Raw genomic sequence first — 16,959 nt, 5'->3', positions numbered from 1 at the left:
CGCTCCCGGGCGGGGAGGCGTACGGTCCCGGCCCGCTCCCGGTCGGGGAAGCGTACGGCGCCGGCCCTCGCCGGGCCGGGGAAGCGCGCCCGCCGCGCCCCCGGATCGGCTGGAAAACCCGTGGACCGGACCCGCCGCTCTCCGCCACACTCCGTCACTCAACGTGTCGGTACGACGACGGAAGGTCGTGATGGGAACGTCAGAACAACGCGGCGGCGGACCGGGCAAAGGCTCCGTCCGCCTCGCGCTCCGCCATTACGGAGGAGAGCTGGTACGGCTCCGGCGGGTGGCCGTGCCCGCGCTGCTGCTGCCGGCGCTCGGCAACATCGCCGCCCTGTACCTCGCCCCGCTCGTGGTCGCCAAACTCGTCGGCCGGGTCGCCGACGGCGGCTCCGTCACCCTCGACTCGGTCCTGCCCTACGCCCTCGCCTTCGCCGGCGTCCTGCTCCTCGGCGAGGCGCTCTGGCGGGTCGGGTACCACTGCCTCAACCGGACCGACGCCCGGGGCATCGAGCACCTCTACGTCGTCGGCATGGACGAACTCCTCGCCAAGGACGCGGCGTTCTTCCACGACAACTTCGCCGGCTCGCTCACCAAACGGGTCATCAGCTTCGCCACCCGCTTCGAGGACTTCGTCGACACCCTGACCTTCCAGGTCGTGGGCAGCCTCGTCCCGCTCCTCTTCGCCTCCGTGGTCCTCTGGCAGTACGACCCGCTCCTCGTCGCCGGCCTGCTGGTGATGATCGCGCTCGCCGGGGCGTGCGTGTTCCCGCTCATCCGCCGCCGCCAGCGCATCGTCGCCGACCGCGAGCGGGCCATCGCCCGCGTCTCGGGACACGTCGCCGACGTGCTCACCAACATGGACAGCGTCCGCTCCTTCGCCGCCGAGGAGCGGGAGGCCGCCGAACACCGGGCCAGGGTCGCCGAGTCGCGCCGGATCACCCTGCGCTCCTGGGACTACGGCAACCTGCGCATCGACACCCTCGTGGGGCCGCTCTCCGTCCTCACCAACGTGCTGGGCCTGGTGCTCGCGCTGACGCTCGGCGCGGGGGAGCGGGGCGTGGAGGCGATCATCGTGGCGTTCACGTACTACTTCAACGCCACCCGCATCATGTTCGAGTTCAACCAGATCTACCGCCGGCTCGAAAGCTCCATGACGGAGGCCGCCCAGTTCACCGAACTCCTCCTCGACCCGCCGAGCGTCGTGGACCCGCCGGCCCCCGAGCCGCTCGCCGGACCGTCCGGCCACGTTCGCTTCGAGGGCGTGCACTTCGCCCACCGGGGCGCCGATCCGCTCTTCCGTGGCCTCGACCTGGACGTGCCCGGCGGCACCAAGGTCGGCTTCGTCGGCCGCTCCGGCGGCGGCAAGACCACCCTGACCCGGCTGCTGCTGCGCATGACCGACGTCGACGGCGGCCGGATCCTGATCGGCGGTCAGGACATCAGCCGGATGCGCCAGTCCGAGCTGCGCGGCCTGATCGCCTCCGTACCGCAGGACCCGGCGATGTTCCACCGCACCCTCAGGGAGAACATCGCCTTCGCCCGGCCCGGGGCCACCGAGGCCGAGATCCGCAAGGCCGCCGAGGCCGCCCACGTCACCGAGTTCGCCGACGCGCTGCCCGAGGGGTTCGACACGCTGGTCGGGGAGCGCGGGGTGAAGCTCTCCGGCGGGCAGCGGCAGCGCGTGGCGCTGGCCCGGGCGATCCTGCGCGACGCGCCGATCCTCCTCCTCGACGAGGCGACCAGCGCCCTCGACTCGGAGAGCGAACTCCTCGTCCAGGACGCGCTGTGGCGGCTCATGGAGGGAAGGACCGCGCTCGTCGTGGCCCACCGGCTCTCCACCGTCGCCGGCATGGACCGGCTCGTGGTCCTCGACCGCGGCCGGATCGTCGAACAGGGCGACCACCACCAACTGCTCGCCGCGGAAGGGGCGTACGCCAAACTCTGGCAGCACCAGTCGGGCGGCTTCCTCGACGAGGCCCCGAGCGGCCGGCCCGGACCGGGGGCCACCGTGTCCCCCTGACCCGCCCGCCCCGGCCGTACCGCGCCGACCAGCCGCTTCACCGCCCCCGCCGGGCCGCGGGGGCTGCGGGCCGTGCGGGTGCGGACACGGTCCGCGTCTGCCAGCCTGGTGCCAGCGTGCCCGGCACAACGCCTTGACGGAAACCGTCCGTCCCACCGCCTCCGGGCGGTGGGACGGCGTACGACGGAAGGGAGGCGGCCATGCTCATCGGCCACGCCTTCGAAGAGGGCGTCCTGCACCTGTCGCTCCCGGGCGACCTCGCTCTCTCCAGCCGTTCCGCCGCCGACCTGGAGGCCCAGGCCCTGGCCCACGCGCACCGCCCCCGGCACGTCCGGGTCCAGCTCTCCACCACCGACCCCAGCCCCGCCTCGCTGAGCGTGCTCTCCCGCGTCCGCCGCTTCTGCGAGAACGTCCGGATACCGCTCACGGTCGTCGGCCCGGTCAGAGCCCCGGCGACCGTACCCCTCCGGGAATGAACGTGCCCGGCGGCCTCCCCGCCGTTTAGGACCGGGCGGGTCCGGCAAGTCGCCGCGCATGACCGACTACGGCTACACGATGATGACCGAGCAGGCGGGCCCCCGTGAGCTGGTCGACCACGTGGTCGAGGCCGAACGCGTCGGCTTCGACTTCTCCGTGATCTCCGACCACTCCTTCCCCTGGCTCGACGAGCAAGGACACTCCCCGTACGCCTGGAGCGTGCTCGGCGCGGCCGCCCAGGCCACCACGCGCATCCCCCTCATGACCTTCGTGACCTGCCCGACCTTCCGCTACCACCCGGCCGTCGTCGCGCAGAAGGCGGCGACGCTGCAACTCCTCTCCGAGGGCCGCTTCCGGCTGGGCCTCGGCTCCGGGGAGAACCTCAACGAACACATCGTCGGCGCCGGCTGGCCCACCGCCCGCGACCGGCTGGACCGCCTGGAGGAGGCCGTCGGCATCATCCGGGCCCTCTTCACCGGCGAGTACGTCACCCGCCGCGGGCGCCACTTCGACGTCACCGCCGCCCGGCTCTGGGACCTGCCCGACCGGCCGCCCCCGATCGGCATCGCCGCCTCGGGGCCCCGGTCCTGCGCGCTCGCCGGCCGCCTCGCCGACCTCCTCGTCGCCGTCGAACCGGAGCGCGAGCTCACCGAGGCATTCGACCGGCACGGCGGCGGCGGCAAGCCCAGGATCGGCCAGCTCGCCCTCTGCTACGACACCGACCGGGACGCCGCCGTGGCCCGCGCCCACGAGCAGTTCCGCTGGTCCCTCGGGGGCTGGCGGGTCAACCCCGAGCTGCCGGTGCCGGGCAGCTTCGCCCAGGCCGCCGCGCACATCGGCCCCGAGGACGTGGCCAAGGCGATCCCCTGCGGCGACGACCCGGACGCCGTCGTCGAGGCCGCCGCGGCCTACCGCCGTGCCGGCTTCACCGACCTCGCCCTCGTCCAGATCGGCGGCGGCCATCAGGCCCCCTTCCTGGAGTGGGCCAGGACCACCCTGCTGCCCGCGCTGCGGGCGGGGGAGTGAGGTAGGCGGCGGGGGGGGCATACGTATGACTTTTTGGGCCTTTCGCCCCTAAAAGTACATATCGCCTCGCTGGGACCCTCGTGAGGGGAAGTCCACGGGGGAACCAACGAGGAGGTCCTGTCGATGACCGGCACCACCACGCCGTACGGGGCGGGTGCCGCACCGGCGCCGGGGAACGGCCACGCCGTCTCCCCCCGCGTGATCGGGCTCGTCCTCGCCCTGGTCGCCGCCCTGTACGTCGTCGCGCCCGCCATGAACGCGGCCGTGGCCCCCCTCGTCCACACCGACCTCGGCGTCACCGACGAGCACAACGCCGTCGCCCAGATCACCGGGGCCTGCCTGGCCATCGGCGTCCTCGCGGCGACCGGCCGCGCCGGCGACCTCAAAGGCCGCAGGGCCACCCTCACCGCGTCCCTCGCGGCGCTCTGCCTCGGCTCCACCGCCCTCGCCGCCTCCTTCGACCCCGCCACCTACGTGCTCGGCCGGATCCTGGTGGCCGCCGCCCTGGCCGCCGTCTTCGTCTCCTGCCTGGCCTTCCTGACCACCGTCTCCATGCCCGGCCGCATCCGCCGGATCATCGGCGGCTGGCTCGCCGCCATGTCCGCCGGCTTCGTGCTCGCGGTCAACCTCGCCCCGCACGCGGCGACCCTCACCGGCTGGCGCGTCACCGCCGCCCTCATGGCCGCCGCGGCCGGCACCGCCCTGGTGCTCGTCCGCCGGCTGCTGCCCGAGACGCGGCCGCGCGCCCCCGAGGCGCTGCCCGACCCCGTCCGCACGGTCTCCCTGGTCCTGTGCGCCGCCACCCTCGCCGCCGCGCTCCAGCTCGCCCCGCTGTGGGGCTGGCAGGACCTCCGCGTCGGCGCCCTGCTCACCGCGGCCGTGCTCGCCTGCGCCACCGCCCGGGCCCGCGTCCTGCGCCGCAAGGCCGAACGCGCCCGCGCCGAGCACGTGCCCGGCGTCGTCAGGACCGGAGCGCTCGTCGCCGGCCTCGCCCTGGGCTTCACCCAGGTCGTCCTCACGATGGCCGTCCCGGCGCTCGTCGCCGCCGTCGGCCTCTCCACCGCCACCGCCGCCCTGGTGCTCTCGGGCTTCGGCGCCGGCGGCGCCGCGGCCTGCCTGCTGGTCCGGTACCGGGCCGTGTCCCCGCTGGCCGGCGCCTCCCTCGGGCTGCCCCTCGCCGCCCTCGGCCTCGCCCTGCTGCACGCCCTGGTCGACCACGCCGTCCACGCCCTCGCGGGCGGGATCGCCGTCGTGACCCTCATCGGCTTCGGCACCATGCTGGCCGCCGCCCCGCAGATGGCCCGCTTCCTCGCCGCCGTGCCCCGGCCCCACCTGGGCGTGAACGCCGCCCTGCTGCCCGCCGCGATCCTCGTCGGCACCGCCGCCGCCCAGGCCCTGCCCTACACCTCCGTACTCGGCCCCATGCCGCTGCCGACGGAGGCCCGCGAGCTGCTCTGGGTCGGCACGATCGTCGTCGCGGTCGCCGCGCTCGCCCTCGGCCGTCCCGTCGTCGCCCTCGTCGCGGCCGCCGCCTCGGCCCTCCAGTACGTGATGGTGGACGCCGACACCAGCCAGCCCATGAGCGTGATCGTCGCCCTCGCCGTCGGCGCCACCGCCGGGGCGGTCGCCTGGTCGCGCCGGGAACAGGCCGAGCGGCTGACCCGGACCCGGGAGACCGCCACCGCGCTCCAGTGCGCCGTCCTCCACCCGATCCCGGACCGGCTGGGCGGCCTCCGGCTCGCCGGCCTGTACCAGCCCGCGACCGCCGGCACCGCCATCGGCGGCGACTTCCTGGAAGCCCTCGACACCCCCTACGGCACCCGCGTGCTCATCGGCGACGTGCGCGGCAAGGGCCTCCAGGCCGTCCAGACCGTCACCGACCTGCTGGGCTGCTTCCGCAGCCAGGCCCACGAGACCGAGGACCTCGGCGAGGTCGCCGCCTGCCTGGACCGCCAGGTCCAGCGGGCCGCCACCGCCCGCGGCGACGACGAGCTCTTCGCCACCGCGCTCCTCATCCAGCACTCCGGCGGCTCCCCTGACCTGCACATCGTGAACTGCGGCCACCTGGCCCCGCTGGAGGTCGGCCCGGAGCGGACCCGCGAGCTGGACGTGCCCGCCGTGCTGCCGCTCGGCTTCGGCCTGCTCGGCGCGGCCGGAGCCGTACGGGCCCACCGGCTCGACCTCGCCCCCGGCGCCACCCTGCTCACCCACACCGACGGCCTCAGCGAGGCGCGGAACTCCACCGGCGAGTTCTACCCGCTCGCCGAGCGGCTCGCCGACGTCGGCCACCGCACCCCGGACGGCCTGGTCCGCCACCTCGACGACGACGTCCGCGACTGGACCCACCACCTCGCCGACGACATCGCCGTCATCGCCCTCGGCCACCACTGACCGCCGCTCCCGGGATGCGGGGCGCCGGGCGCTGCCGTTGACTGGGGCCGACGACCACGCGCGAGCCGAGGGAGACAACGACATGACCGGACGCCGGGTACGCGGCGCCGCCGCCGGCCTGCTCGCGGGAGCCGTCCTGCTGGGCACGGCGGCCTGCTCCGACGACGGCAACCCCGTGTCGGGGGCGGTCAGCGAGGCCGCGTCGGCGGTCGCCTCCGCCGCCGAGGGGGTCACCGACGCGGCCTCCGAGGCAGCAGCGAAGGCCGAACAGCAGCTGTCCGAGGTCAAGGACGGCGTCGACGCCCGGGACGAGGTGCGGCTCGGCGACCCCGCCACCGACGCCGACGGCCGGACCACCGTCCCCGTCACCGTCGACAACACGGACGACCAGGCCCGGTCCTTCGCCGTCCAGGTGACGTTCAAGAACGGCGAGGGGAAGCTCGTCGACACCGTCGTCGTCACCATCTCCGACGTGCCCGCCGGCAAACCGGGCGAAGGCACCGCCCGCAGCACCCACAAGCTCTCCGGCTCCGTGACCCCCTCCGTCACCACCGCCCTGCGCTACTGACCGCCCCGGCGGTGTCCGCCGCGCGGAAAACCGGTACCGTCCGGGCCGCCGTGCGGCGAGACTCCCGCTCATGACCGACATGGACGCCTTCCGGACCGAGGTCGCCGCGTGGGCGGCCGGCGGACCCGGAGAGACCGCGCGCGCACTCGCCGCGCTCCTGCCCGTCCGGACCGCGGTGCTCCTCGAAGGGCGCAGCGACGTGGCGGCGGTCGAGGCGCTGGCCGCCCGTCGCGGCCGCGACCTCGCCGCCGAGGGCGTCTGCGTCCTGTCCATGAACGGCGCCACCAACGCCGCCCGCCACGCCCGTCTCCTCGGCCCGACCGGTCTCGGACTGCGGCTCACCGGCCTCTGCGACGAGGCCGAACGCGCCCACTACGCCCGCGGTCTGGAAGCGGCCGGAGCCGATCCGGACGCCTTCTTCGTGTGCGTCGCCGACCTGGAGGACGAGCTGATCCGGGCCCTCGGCGTGGACCGGGTCGGGGACCTGGTCGTGTCCGAGGGCGAGGGGCGTGCCCTGCGCACCTTCCTGAACCAGCCCGCCCAGCGCGACCGGAGCCCCGTGCTGCGGATGCGCCGGTTCCTCGGGACCACGTCCGGGCGGAAGATCCGCTACGGGCGCGTCCTCGTCGAGGGCCTGGACCTCGCCCGCGTACCGGCTCCGCTGGACGGCCTGCTGGCCTCCCTCGGGCCGGGGCCGGCCGCGGACCGGTTCACGGCGTGACGATCGGGAAGTCCTGCCGGGGCGCCTCCAGGACGCCCAGGAGCCGGGTCAGCAGACTCCTGTCGCCGGTCATCGCGATCCCGTCGGTGCCCTCGCCGGCGAGGAGCCGCAGCAGCTGCGGCCTGGTCATCGTCATGGTCAGCGCCGCGTCCGGCGCGGGACGGTCGTCGCTGGTCCAGGTCAGGAGGCCGTTGACGAGCCGGAGGTGCCAGTAGGTGCCCTCGACGTGCCAGTCCAGGAGGATCCGCAGCGACCAGGCCCGGGGGCCGTCGACGCGGACGGCCATGCTGTCGACGATCTGGCCGACGGTGAGTGCCAGGTACATGTCGGGGCCGAGGGACGCGGTGGCGTGCGGGGCGACGCCGTGCAGCAGTTCCCGCGCGGCGGTGAGGTAGAAGTTGCGCCAGACGGCGTTCTCCACCGCCCGGCCCAGCCGGGTGTAGAGCCCGGCCAGCTGGCGCCGGGACCGCTCGTTCCCCGGGTCGTCGAAGACGGCGTGGTTGAGCAGTGTGACGGCGAAGCGCAGGTCGCCGCGGTCGGCGTAGTGCCGGGCCCGGGCCCGGACCGCGGCCTGTCCGCCGAGCGTCTCGACCCAGCGGCGGGCCTCCTCGGCCGGCGGGTGCTCCCACAGGTGGGCGGGGTTGCCGTCGAACCAGCCCATGTAGCGCTGGTACACGGCCTTCACGTTGTGGCTGAGGGAGCCGTAGTAGCCGCGGTTGGCCCAGACCCCTTCGAGCGCGGGCGGCAGGCGGAAGGTCTCGGCGATCTCGGTGCCGGTGAGGCCCTGGTTGATCAGGCGGACGGTCTGGTCGTGCAGGTAGCCGTAGAGGTCCCGCTGGTGGGTGAGGAGGGCGACGATGGCGTCGTTGCCCCAGGTGGGCCAGTGGTGGGAGGCGAAGGCGACGTCGGCGGTGCCGGTGTAGAGGCCGATCGACTCGGTGAGGTGGCCGGCCCAGGCGTGGGCGTCGCGGACCTGGGCGCCGCGCAGGGTGAGGATGTTGTGCATGGTGTGGGTGGCGTTCTCCGCCATGCAGACCGCGCGCAGGTCCGGGAAGAGGAAGTTCATCTCCTCCTGCGCCTCGGTGCCCGGGGTCATCTGGAAGCGGATCCGCACCCCGTCGAGGGTGACCTCCTCGCCGGTCGCGGAGATCGAGCGGGTGGGCGCGATCAGCCCGACGGTGCCGAGGGAGACGGTCAGTCCGAGGCCGCATCCGACCTGGGCGGCGGCGTTCCTGGGGAGGGTGGAGCCGTACATGTAGGAGGCGCGGCGGGCCATGGCGGTGCCCACGTAGACGTTCTCGCTGACGGCGTGCTCCATGAAGCCCTGAGGCGCGAGGACGGGGACGTCCCCGGCGCCGTCCGGCAGCACGCCCCGGCAGCCGCCGAAGTGGTCGACGTGGGGGTGGGTGTAGATCATGGCCCGGACCGGGCGGTCGCCGCGGTGCTCTCGGTAGAGCGCGAGTGCCGCGGCGGCGGTCTCGGCGGAGATCAGGGGATCGATGACGATGATGCCGGTGTCGCCCTCGACGATCGTCATGTTGGACAGGTCCATCCCCCTGACCTGGTAGATCCGGTCGGTGACCCGGTACAGCCCCTGGCGTGACAGGAGGCGGGTCTGGCGCCACAGGCTGGGGTCCACGGTGCCGGGCGTCCGGCCCGCCGCCTCGGCCTCGCGCACGAAGTCGTACGCGGCCGGGTCCCAGACGGTCCGCCCGGCGGTGGTGGTGACGGGGCCGCCGGTGAAGGCGGCGACGAAGCCCCGGTCGGCGTCCGCGAAGTCGGCGTCGTCGTCGTACGGCAGCCCGTCGGTCCGGGTCGGGGTGGGGGTCGTGCCGGGGCGGGGCCGGCCCCCGGAGGCGGTGGCGGCCGGGACGGCCTGGGCGGTCTGCGGGTTGAGGGAGACGGCGGCTGCCGCGGCACCCATGGTGGCCGCGACGAAGCCGCGCCGGTTGATCGGAGTCATGCCGTGCGCACCCTTCCTGGTCGGGCGCCCACTATTGCAGTCGGACTGCAATACGCGTCAAGGGGTGGGAGGCGGGCAGGGTGGAGGGAGGGTGGGTCCGCCGGTCCAGGTCGTGGGCTCCGGCGCGGCGAGCGGTCGGAGGGAGGGTGGGTCCGCCGGTCCAGGTCGTGGGCTCCGGCGCCGCGAGCGGTCGGAGGGGGGCGGGTTCGCCGGTCCAGGTCGGAGGCTTCGGCGCGGCGAGCGGTCGGAGGGGGCGTGGGTCCGTCAGTCCAGGTCGGAGGCTTCGGCGTGGGTCCGTCGGTCCCGGCCGGTTCGGCGCGGCGAGCGGCCGGAGGGCGGGGAGGGCCCGTCAGTCCTGGCCGGCGGCGTCCGGCGCGGCGAGCAGTGCCCGCAGCGTCCGGCCAAGCGCGCTCAGGGTGTCCGCCTCGCCGAGGCCGCGCCGGGACCGCAGATGGTCCCAGGCGGCCCAGGAGGAGGCCCCCTCCAGCGCGTCGAGGAGCCCGCCGGGAGCGGCGGCGTCGGGGGCCCGGTCGAGCTCGGGCGCGAACGCCTCCGCGAGGTCCGCGCGGAACCAGGCGTCGCCCGCCGCCATCACCTCGCGCAGCCCGGGGGAGTCCGCCTCCAGGGCCAGGCCGATCCTGCGGATCGGGGTCATCACCTCGTACATCCGCGCCCGCTGGGCGAGCAGCGCCGTCACCTTGCGTCCGGTGGCCCAGTCCGGCGGGACCGGCTCCGCGTGGGCGCGCCACCGCTCCGCCTGTCGGCGCGCCGCGGCGACGTGCAGCGCCTCGCGGTCCGCGAAGTGCACGAAGACCGTCCGCTCGGAGACTCCGGCGCGCTCCGCGATCGCCTTCCGGGTGGGTTCCCGCCCGCTCTCCGCCACCAGGGTCAGCAGCGCGTCGATCAGCGCCGCGTACGTCCACTCGGGGTCACGCCTCCGGCGTCGCGCCCGTCCCCCCGCACCCTCGCCGCCGCCGGCCACCGTGTCGCTCACCGCCCCATCGTGACAGAGCGCCGGGTGGAGCCCCGTCAGTCCGGGGGCGTGAGGGCGTCGAGCGCCCGGTCGAGCGCGGCGAGCAGGGCGGGCGCCTCGGCGGGGGAGTAGAGCATCCGCAGGGCGAGCCCGTCGGAGACGGCGATGACGGCGTCGGCGGTCGCCTCGGGCAGCGGGCTGCCGAGGGAGGCGAGCCGGTGGGCGAGCGCGTCGCGCAGCTCCCGGTCGATCCGCCGCCGGACCTCGGCCAGCCGGGGGTGATGGGCCGCGTGCACCGCGAAGGCCAGCTGGGCGGCGGTCTCGGCGCGCCGCTCCTCGTCCAGCGGGAGGGTGGTGAGGATCAGTTCGCGCAGCGCCCGCCGGGGCGGCAGTGCCGGGTCGAGCGTGCCCATCCGGTGCTCGATCCGCTCGCCGGCGAGCTCGGAGGCGAACAGGAGCAGGTCCTCCTTGGTGCGGAAGTACTTCTGGACGGCTCCCGGGGACCGTCCGCTGGCCGCCGCCACCGTGCGGACGCTCACCTGGTCGAGCCCCTCCTCGCCGGCCAGGCGCAGCAGGGCGGTGCCGATCTGCCGGCGCTGTTCCGACCGGTCGACGGTCCTCGGCATCGTCACGCTCCACGGTTTAGGATACGATCGTATCCTAACGAATGGGGGAGTCATGGAACAGCAGCCCGAACGCCCCGTCGACCCGCTGCGGAAGCAGGGCGCCGTGCCCGAGGTTCGGGTCTCCGACCGGGAGCGCGACGCCGCCGTCGACATCCTCGCCGCCGCGCTCACCGAGGGGCGTCTCCTCCCGCAGGAACACGCCGACCGGGTGGGGGCCGCGCTCCGCGCCCGCACCGCCGCCGAGCTCGCCGCCCTCACCGCGGACCTGCCCGCCCCCCGGCCCAGCCGCGAGGAGCGCAAGCGCAAGGAGCTGGCCGAGTGGTACGCCGAATGGCGCTACTGGCTCGGCGGCGCCTTGGTCCTGTCGGTGATCTGGGGAGTGAACTGCCTCAGCGACGGTGAACTGCAGTTCTACTGGCCGGTGACCCCGCTCGGCATCTGGGCGGCGGTTCTCCTCGCCGCCGCGCTCCGCCCCGGCGGCGGGAAGGACGACGACACCGCCTGACACGCGCCGCGAGGACGCGTCGAGCCACCGTCTTCGGGGTAAACAGAGACCGAACGCCTCCTCTCCCGAACGGACTTGTGTGCGTTGAGCATGCCACTCGGATCCCGTGTGCCAGGCAGGACCTGGACGATTCGCCTCACCGGCCACCACGACCACTCGGCGCGGGTCAGCTGCACCACCACGGGCTGCCGCATGCCCGAGCGCTCCAAGGACGTGCGCGCGCTGCGCGCCTTCGCCGCCGAACACGTGCGGGCCCACGCCCGCCTCGCCACCCCGCGGCCGAACGCCTCGTGCGCCTGCGGGGGAGCGGGCTGCCGCCACCACCAGGCCCGGGCGCTGTGCTCCGGCCGGACCCTCCTCGTCCTCATCCACAACCCGGCCGTCGGCGAGGTGTGGACGCTCGCCGAGATCTGCGAGGCGTGCGCCCCGCTGATCACCCACGCCCGGATCGTGGCGCGCGCCACGAGCCCCGCCGAGACCCGGCGCGCGGAGCGGGTGCCCGAGCCGCGGACCGCGGCCCCGGCCGCCCCCGCCGCCTCGGGACCTGCCGTCCCGCTGTTCTCCTCGCCGGAGGCGGCCGGCGGCGCCACCGAGCCGGGCGGCCCGCGCCAGGGCCGCCGCCCCCGCCGGGGCGGACGGGGGAACCGTACGGGCGGCGGCGGACGGTACTGACCACGGGCGGGGGCAGCGTCCGAAGGACACACCCCGCCCGCCCCGGTCACGCGCCGCCCCACCCGCCGGGCCGCTCGTGCCGGGGGACGAAGGCCGGGCGCAGGGTCGGGTCGACCGGGTCGTAGTAGCGGTGGAAGACCGGCGTGGCCGCGCCCGACAGGGGCGGGACGATCCAGCTCCAGTCGGCCGGCGTCGGCCTGCCGTGCCGCCGCTCCCGCGCGATGTGCTTCAGGAACCGCTCCGACTCGGTGTGGTGGTCCGCCATCGTCACCCCGTCCTCCTGGAAGGAGTGCAGGACCGCCACGTTCAGCTCCACCAGCGCCCGGTCCCGCCACAGCGTCCGCTCCGAGGAGCGGTCCAGGCCCAGCTTCTCCGCGACCAGCGGCAGCAGGTCGTAGCGGTCCGCGTCGGCGAGGTTCCGGGCGCCTATCTCGGTCCCCATGTACCAGCCGTTGAACGGCGCCGCCGGATACCGCACGCCGCCGATCTCCAGCACCATGTCGCTGATCGCCGGCACCGCGTACCAGCGCAGCCCCAGCCCGGCGAACCAGGCGTGCTCGGGATGGCGCAGCGCCACCTCCCGCACGGCGCCGTCCGGCAGCTCGTACCACTCCGGGCGGCCGCCCGGCCGCTCCCGCACCATCAGCGGCAGCACCTGGAACGGCTCCTCCTCCCGCTTCCAGCCCAGCTCGCGGGCGAGCTCCGTGACCGCCGCCGCGCGCGGGTCGCCGATCCAGCGGCCGGAGGGAGTGCGGTGGCCCGCGTACCTGACCAGCTGGTCGTTGACGATCCGGGGCGCCGGGCGGCCGGGCCGGTCCGGGGCGAAGACGGTCAGGACCGGGCGGATCCGGCCGCCGTTGCCCGCCGCCCGCAGGTGCTCGGCGCACGCGGCGGCGATCCCGTCGGCGGACGACACCCCGCGCAGGTCCCGCACGACGAGGCTGCTCCAGTACAGCCGCCCGATGCAGCGGGCCGCGTTGCGCCAGGCGACCCGGGCGCCGAAGGCCAGCTCCTCGGGGGTGTGCTCGTAGGTGCCGGTACGGGCGATCTCGGCCCGCACCCGGCGGACCCGGGCGTCCGCGTCCCCGGCGCCCGGGGTCTCCTCGTGGAACTGCCGGACGAACTCCTCCGCCTGCCGCCGGTCCACCCGGTCCGGATCGCGCGGACCGGCGGGCGGCGGCACGGGGGCGGCGGCCGCGGCGGCGGCCGTGTAGGGGCATGCGGCGCCGGCGGGAGCGGACGCGCGGCGACGGATCAGACTGAAGACCAAGGTGTTTCCTCCCTGGCTCCATGACTACCGTACGGATTCGTCCGACTGTGGAGAGTGTTCGAAGTTCGCCAGGGAGGACGGTCCGTCCTGGTAAGGTGCCCGGCCGGTCCGCCTCAGACGGCGGTCAGCACGTCCGCGCGCACCCGCTCCAGGACGAGCCCGCCGTCGAGCCGCACCCGGGCCGTGACCACCGGCCGCCGGCTCCGGTACGCCCGCCACGCCGGCTCCAGGTCACGCACCTGCTCCGCCAGGCGCTCCCGGCTCGCCGGCGGCATCTGGGCGCCGAACGACTCCAGGAGCGAGACGAGGCGCTCGTACTCGGCCGCCTCCGGGTCCGGCCGGGACTCCTCCGGCGCGTCGACCCGCTCGACGACCCCCTCCGCGCCCTCCCCGAGCAGCAGCGCCCCGGCCACCGCCGCCGGCTCCTCGGCCGGGTCGCCGGCCACCGTGACCGTGCCGGCCACCCTGAGATCGGCCGCGAGGCGCACCCGCCGGCCCTGTGTGAGCGTCATCCGGCCTTGATAGCACGGCCCTCACCCGCCCCGGGGCGGGGGACCCGGGCCGTCAGACCGGGACGCCCGCGGACCGGGGCCGGGGCGGGATCCCCCCGGCCGGGGCGCCGGGCCCGTCCCTGACCACCAGGAGGGCCGTGGTGTCGTCCTCCAGGCCGTGCGCGCCGAACCGGGCCAGATCCTCCCGCAGGAGGTCGGGGATCCGGTCGGCGGGCTCGTCCGCCCAGGCCCGCAGCCGCCGTTCCAGCGGGTAGAAGGCACCGCTCGCGTCCCGGGTCTCGGACACGCCGTCGGTGAACATGAGCAGACGGTCGCCGGGGCCGAACGGCACCTCCTCCACGGTGAACGGGGCGTCCACCGGCACCGGCAGGTGGACCGGGACGGACGGCGCGGAGAGCGCGACCGACTCCACCGTCCCGCCCCGCTGCACCACCGGGGCCGGGTGGCCGCAGCTGAGCAGCCGGATCACCGGACGGTCGTCGGGGATCTCCGCGAGCAGCACCGTCGAGAAGCGGTCGGCCGCCTCCGACTCCGGGGCCCGCTCCGCGTACCGGGCCATGCTGGCCTCCAGTCGCTGGGCGATCGCCGGCAGGTCCGGGGCCGTGTACGCGGCCTCGCGGAAGGACCCGAGGAGCAGCGAGGCGGCCTCCACCGCCGGCAGGCCCTTGCCCTGGACGTCGCCGAGCATGATCCGGACGCCGTCGCGGACCTTGAGCGCCTTGTAGAAGTCGCCGCCGACGTGCGCGCAGGCGGCGGACGCCTCGTACAGCAGCCGCAGGTCGACGGTGCCGAGGCGGGGCGGCAGCGGGCGCAGGACGGCCGACTGGGCGGCCTCCGCGACGGCGCTGATCTGGCGCAGCTCCGCCTCGCGCCGCTGCCGGGCGTGGCTGGACACGACCGCGGCGAGGACCACGACGGTCAGCAGCACCTGGGTGGCGAGCAGGGCGGGGAAGAGCGGGTCGCCGCGCACGAGGGACAGGACGGCGGTCACGGTCATGGCGACACCGCCGATCGCGGCCGTGCCGAGCGCGCTCCAGGTGGCCGCGGCGAGCGCCGGGGCGGCGATGAGGAACCGGTCGAAGCGTTCCTCCGGCGAGGTCAGGACGTCCGCGAGGGCCGCGAGGACGATCACCGCGAACGGCAGCAGCCGCCCGAGGGCGTAGCGGAGCTCCGCACGGCGGGCGGCACCCGGGGCGGGTGACCGCCGTACGGTCGTGGTCGGATCCGCGGGCATGACTCTCCTTCCCCGGACTTCGGCCCCGCGGCGGGGCCGGGCGCCTACCCGGCCAGAATGCCCGGGCGGCGCGGTCCGTCGGCAGGGCCGGACGTCACCCGGGACCGGGCCGTCGGGCCCTGGCCCGGTCGCTCAGGAGGGAAGGTTCTGCTCGGCCCAGACGACCTTGCCGCCGGAGGTGCGGCAGGAGCCCCAGCGGCGGCAGAGCATGTTGACCAGCTGGAGGCCCCGGCCGCCCTCGTCGCTGAGGTCGGCGTGCTGGATCTGCGGCAGGTCGGGGCCGGTGTCCGACACCTCGACGACCAGCCGCTCGCCGCGCAGCAGCCGCAGCTCGCCCGGCCCGTTGCCGTACCGCAGCGCGTTGCCGACCAGCTCCGAGACGACCAGCTCGCAGACGTCCGCCAGCTCGTCCAGGCCCCACTCGGCGAGCTGCCGGGTGACCAGCCGCCTGGCCTCGGAGGCGGCCCTGCCGTCGCCGGACAGCGGCCACACCCGCAGCCCCGTCTCCGCGCCGAGCGGTACGGCCCGCGCGGTCAGCAGCACCGCCTCGTCGAAGCGGCCTGACCCGGCCGGAGCCGCCGCGATCAGCCCGCCGTCCTCCAGCGCGGCCGGTGACAGGCCGAGGGCCGCCGACCGCAGCCGGCCCAGCTGCTCCTCCAGATCGGCGCCGCGCGCCTTCACCAGACCGTCGGTGTACAGCACCAGCGCCCCGCCCTCCGGCACGGCCACCGTGACGGGGTCGTGCGGGATCACCCCGGCGCCCAGCGGCGCCCCGGCCGGCAGCGGGACGAAGTCCGCCCCGCCGCGCCCGTCGAGCAGCAGCGGCGGCAGCAGCCCGGCTCCGGCCAGGGTGCAGCGGGAGTCGGCCGGGTCGTAGACCGCGCACAGGAAGGTGGCGACCTGGTCGTCCTCCAGGTCGCGGGTGGCGAGGTCGAGCCGGGCCAGGACCCGCTCGGGCGCCATGTCGAGGGTCATCAGGGTGCGGGCGACGGCCCGGAGCCGGCCCATGGTGGCGGCGGCGGGCAGCCCCTGGCCCATGACGTCGCCGGCCATCAGGGCCGTCCGTCCCCCGGGCAGGGACATGACGTCGTACCAGTCGCCGCCCACCGGGTGCCGGGCCGCGGAGGGGGCGTACTCGGCGCGCACCCGCAGCCCGGGCGTGACCGGGGTCGCGCGGGGGAGCAGACTGCGCTGGAGGGAGACGACGCGCTCGCGCTCCCGGCCGTACAGCCGGGCGTTGTCGATGAAGACGGCGGCGCGGGACGCCAGCTGTTCGGCGAGGGCCAGGTCGGTGGGGGAGAACGGCGGGCTGCCGGGGCCGCGGACGAAGTCGGCGCTGCCGAGCAGCAGCCCGCGGGCGATCAGCGGCACCGCGAGATAGCTGTGCACGCCCAGCGCGCGCATCTTCGCCGCGCCGCTCGCGGTGGGCGAGACGCGGGCGAAGTCCTCCTCGCGCATCCGGGCCACGAGGACGGGCTTGCCCTGGCGCAGACAGTTCTGGTGGAGCAGCGTCTCGTGGTGCTTCTGGTCGCGGACGAAGGTCTCGCCGACCGGGGTCGCCTCCAGGGTGGACATGGTGGCGACGGCGGAGAGCGCGACCGCGCGCATGGGCGGGACCCCCCGCCCGGTCCAGCGGGAGCCCTCCTCGCCGTGCAGGACGCTCTCCATCAGATCGACGGCGGCGCCGTCGGCGAAGCCGGGCACGGTGAACTCGGCCAGCTCCCGTGCGGTGCTTTCCAGGTCCAGGGTGGTGCCGATCCGGGTGCTCGCGGCGCTGAGCCAGGCGAGCCGTCCCTCGGTGCCGGGCCCGTCGAGCGGAATCCCGCCGGAGTCACGGCGGCGGCGGGCGCGGAGCGCCGCGGACCGGTACACGGTCGAGGTCCGCACGGCCGAGACCCTGCCGGTCAGACGCCGTCCGCCGCTGCCGCCGCTCACTCTTCCGGCCTCCAGACGCGATCTCGACCCGGTGTGAGGGACAGTCTGCACCGGAAGCCGGTC

Annotated in this window: 15 protein-coding genes; 8 read left to right on the top strand and 7 right to left on the bottom strand. The window is 75.4% G+C overall.

Annotated features, from left to right (window positions below; genetic code table 11):
• Positions 1 to 190: 190 nt before the first annotated feature.
• The 6 genes from ACIGHB_RS20830 to ACIGHB_RS20805 all read left to right on the top strand — a co-directional run bounded on the left by ACIGHB_RS20830 (position 191) and on the right by ACIGHB_RS20805 (position 7,206).
• The gene (locus tag ACIGHB_RS20830) at positions 191 to 2,023 is read left to right on the top strand and encodes an ABC transporter ATP-binding protein (RefSeq protein WP_360316798.1); all 1,833 of its coding nucleotides are present in this window, start codon (positions 191 to 193) and stop codon (positions 2,021 to 2,023) included.
• 200 nt (positions 2,024 to 2,223) lie between these two features.
• The gene (locus tag ACIGHB_RS20825; protein WP_399914912.1) at positions 2,224 to 2,499 is read left to right on the top strand and encodes a hypothetical protein; all 276 of its coding nucleotides are present in this window, start codon (positions 2,224 to 2,226) and stop codon (positions 2,497 to 2,499) included.
• 58 nt (positions 2,500 to 2,557) lie between these two features.
• Complete coding sequence (locus ACIGHB_RS20820) at positions 2,558 to 3,526, top strand: TIGR03557 family F420-dependent LLM class oxidoreductase (protein ID WP_399914910.1); 969 nt, start codon at positions 2,558 to 2,560, stop codon at positions 3,524 to 3,526.
• Between the two features lie 123 nt (positions 3,527 to 3,649).
• Complete coding sequence (locus tag ACIGHB_RS20815) at positions 3,650 to 5,917, top strand: MFS transporter (protein WP_399914908.1); 2,268 nt, start codon at positions 3,650 to 3,652, stop codon at positions 5,915 to 5,917.
• A gap of 82 nt (positions 5,918 to 5,999) precedes the next feature.
• On the top strand, positions 6,000 to 6,485 hold the full coding sequence (locus ACIGHB_RS20810; RefSeq protein WP_399914906.1) for a hypothetical protein: 486 nt from the start codon (positions 6,000 to 6,002) through the stop codon (positions 6,483 to 6,485).
• Between the two features lie 70 nt (positions 6,486 to 6,555).
• Positions 6,556 to 7,206 (top strand): TOPRIM nucleotidyl transferase/hydrolase domain-containing protein, encoded by a 651-nt coding sequence (locus ACIGHB_RS20805; protein ID WP_360316812.1) that lies wholly within the window; start codon positions 6,556 to 6,558, stop codon positions 7,204 to 7,206.
• On the opposite strand, the gene ACIGHB_RS20800 is transcribed toward ACIGHB_RS20805, so the two are convergent.
• The 3 genes from ACIGHB_RS20800 to ACIGHB_RS20790 form a co-directional block, all read right to left on the bottom strand.
• Positions 7,196 to 9,169: an alkyl/aryl-sulfatase gene (locus ACIGHB_RS20800; RefSeq protein WP_399914904.1), complete on the bottom strand. Its 1,974-nt coding sequence runs from the start codon at positions 9,167 to 9,169 to the stop codon at positions 7,196 to 7,198. The two genes, ACIGHB_RS20805 and ACIGHB_RS20800, sit on opposite strands and share 11 nt — an antisense overlap.
• Before the next feature lie 349 nt (positions 9,170 to 9,518).
• Positions 9,519 to 10,163 (bottom strand): TetR/AcrR family transcriptional regulator, encoded by a 645-nt coding sequence (locus ACIGHB_RS20795; protein ID WP_399914902.1) that lies wholly within the window; start codon positions 10,161 to 10,163, stop codon positions 9,519 to 9,521.
• 35 nt (positions 10,164 to 10,198) lie between these two features.
• A complete protein-coding gene (locus tag ACIGHB_RS20790; protein ID WP_388880168.1) occupies positions 10,199 to 10,768 on the bottom strand; it encodes a TetR/AcrR family transcriptional regulator in 570 nt (189 codons plus the stop codon).
• Positions 10,769 to 10,820: 52 nt separating this feature from the next.
• Here ACIGHB_RS20790 and ACIGHB_RS20785 point away from each other — a divergent pair, with 52 nt between their 5' ends.
• Both ACIGHB_RS20785 and ACIGHB_RS20780 read left to right on the top strand, forming a co-directional pair.
• A complete protein-coding gene (locus tag ACIGHB_RS20785; RefSeq protein ID WP_399914900.1) occupies positions 10,821 to 11,273 on the top strand; it encodes a DUF1707 domain-containing protein in 453 nt (150 codons plus the stop codon).
• A 108-nt stretch (positions 11,274 to 11,381) separates the two neighbouring features.
• Positions 11,382 to 11,945: a hypothetical protein gene (locus tag ACIGHB_RS20780; RefSeq protein WP_360316824.1), complete on the top strand. Its 564-nt coding sequence runs from the start codon at positions 11,382 to 11,384 to the stop codon at positions 11,943 to 11,945.
• A 46-nt stretch (positions 11,946 to 11,991) separates the two neighbouring features.
• Here the strand turns inward: ACIGHB_RS20780 and ACIGHB_RS20775 are convergent, their stop codons facing one another.
• From ACIGHB_RS20775 to ACIGHB_RS20760, 4 genes are all read right to left on the bottom strand, one after another.
• Positions 11,992 to 13,215, bottom strand: coding sequence for a nitric oxide synthase oxygenase (locus ACIGHB_RS20775; protein ID WP_399914898.1), 1,224 nt, complete (start codon positions 13,213 to 13,215; stop codon positions 11,992 to 11,994).
• A 113-nt stretch (positions 13,216 to 13,328) separates the two neighbouring features.
• Positions 13,329 to 13,727 carry a hypothetical protein gene (locus ACIGHB_RS20770; RefSeq protein ID WP_360316827.1) on the bottom strand — a complete coding sequence of 133 codons (399 nt, stop codon included), beginning with the start codon at positions 13,725 to 13,727 and terminating at the stop codon, positions 13,329 to 13,331.
• 52 nt (positions 13,728 to 13,779) lie between these two features.
• Positions 13,780 to 14,961, bottom strand: a complete 1,182-nt coding sequence (locus ACIGHB_RS20765) for a PP2C family protein-serine/threonine phosphatase (RefSeq protein WP_399914896.1) — start codon at positions 14,959 to 14,961, stop codon at positions 13,780 to 13,782.
• A gap of 132 nt (positions 14,962 to 15,093) precedes the next feature.
• Entirely contained in the window at positions 15,094 to 16,896 is a 1,803-nt protein-coding gene (locus ACIGHB_RS20760) for a SpoIIE family protein phosphatase (protein WP_399914893.1), read from the bottom strand.
• Positions 16,897 to 16,959: the final 63 nt, after the last annotated feature.

The sequence above is a fragment of the Streptomyces sp. NPDC085460 genome (genome assembly GCF_044541975.1).
Taxonomy (GTDB): Bacteria; Actinomycetota; Actinomycetes; order Streptomycetales; family Streptomycetaceae; genus Streptomyces.
The sequence above is the reverse complement of the archived record's forward strand: the minus strand, read 5'-3'. Positions and strand labels throughout refer to the sequence as shown.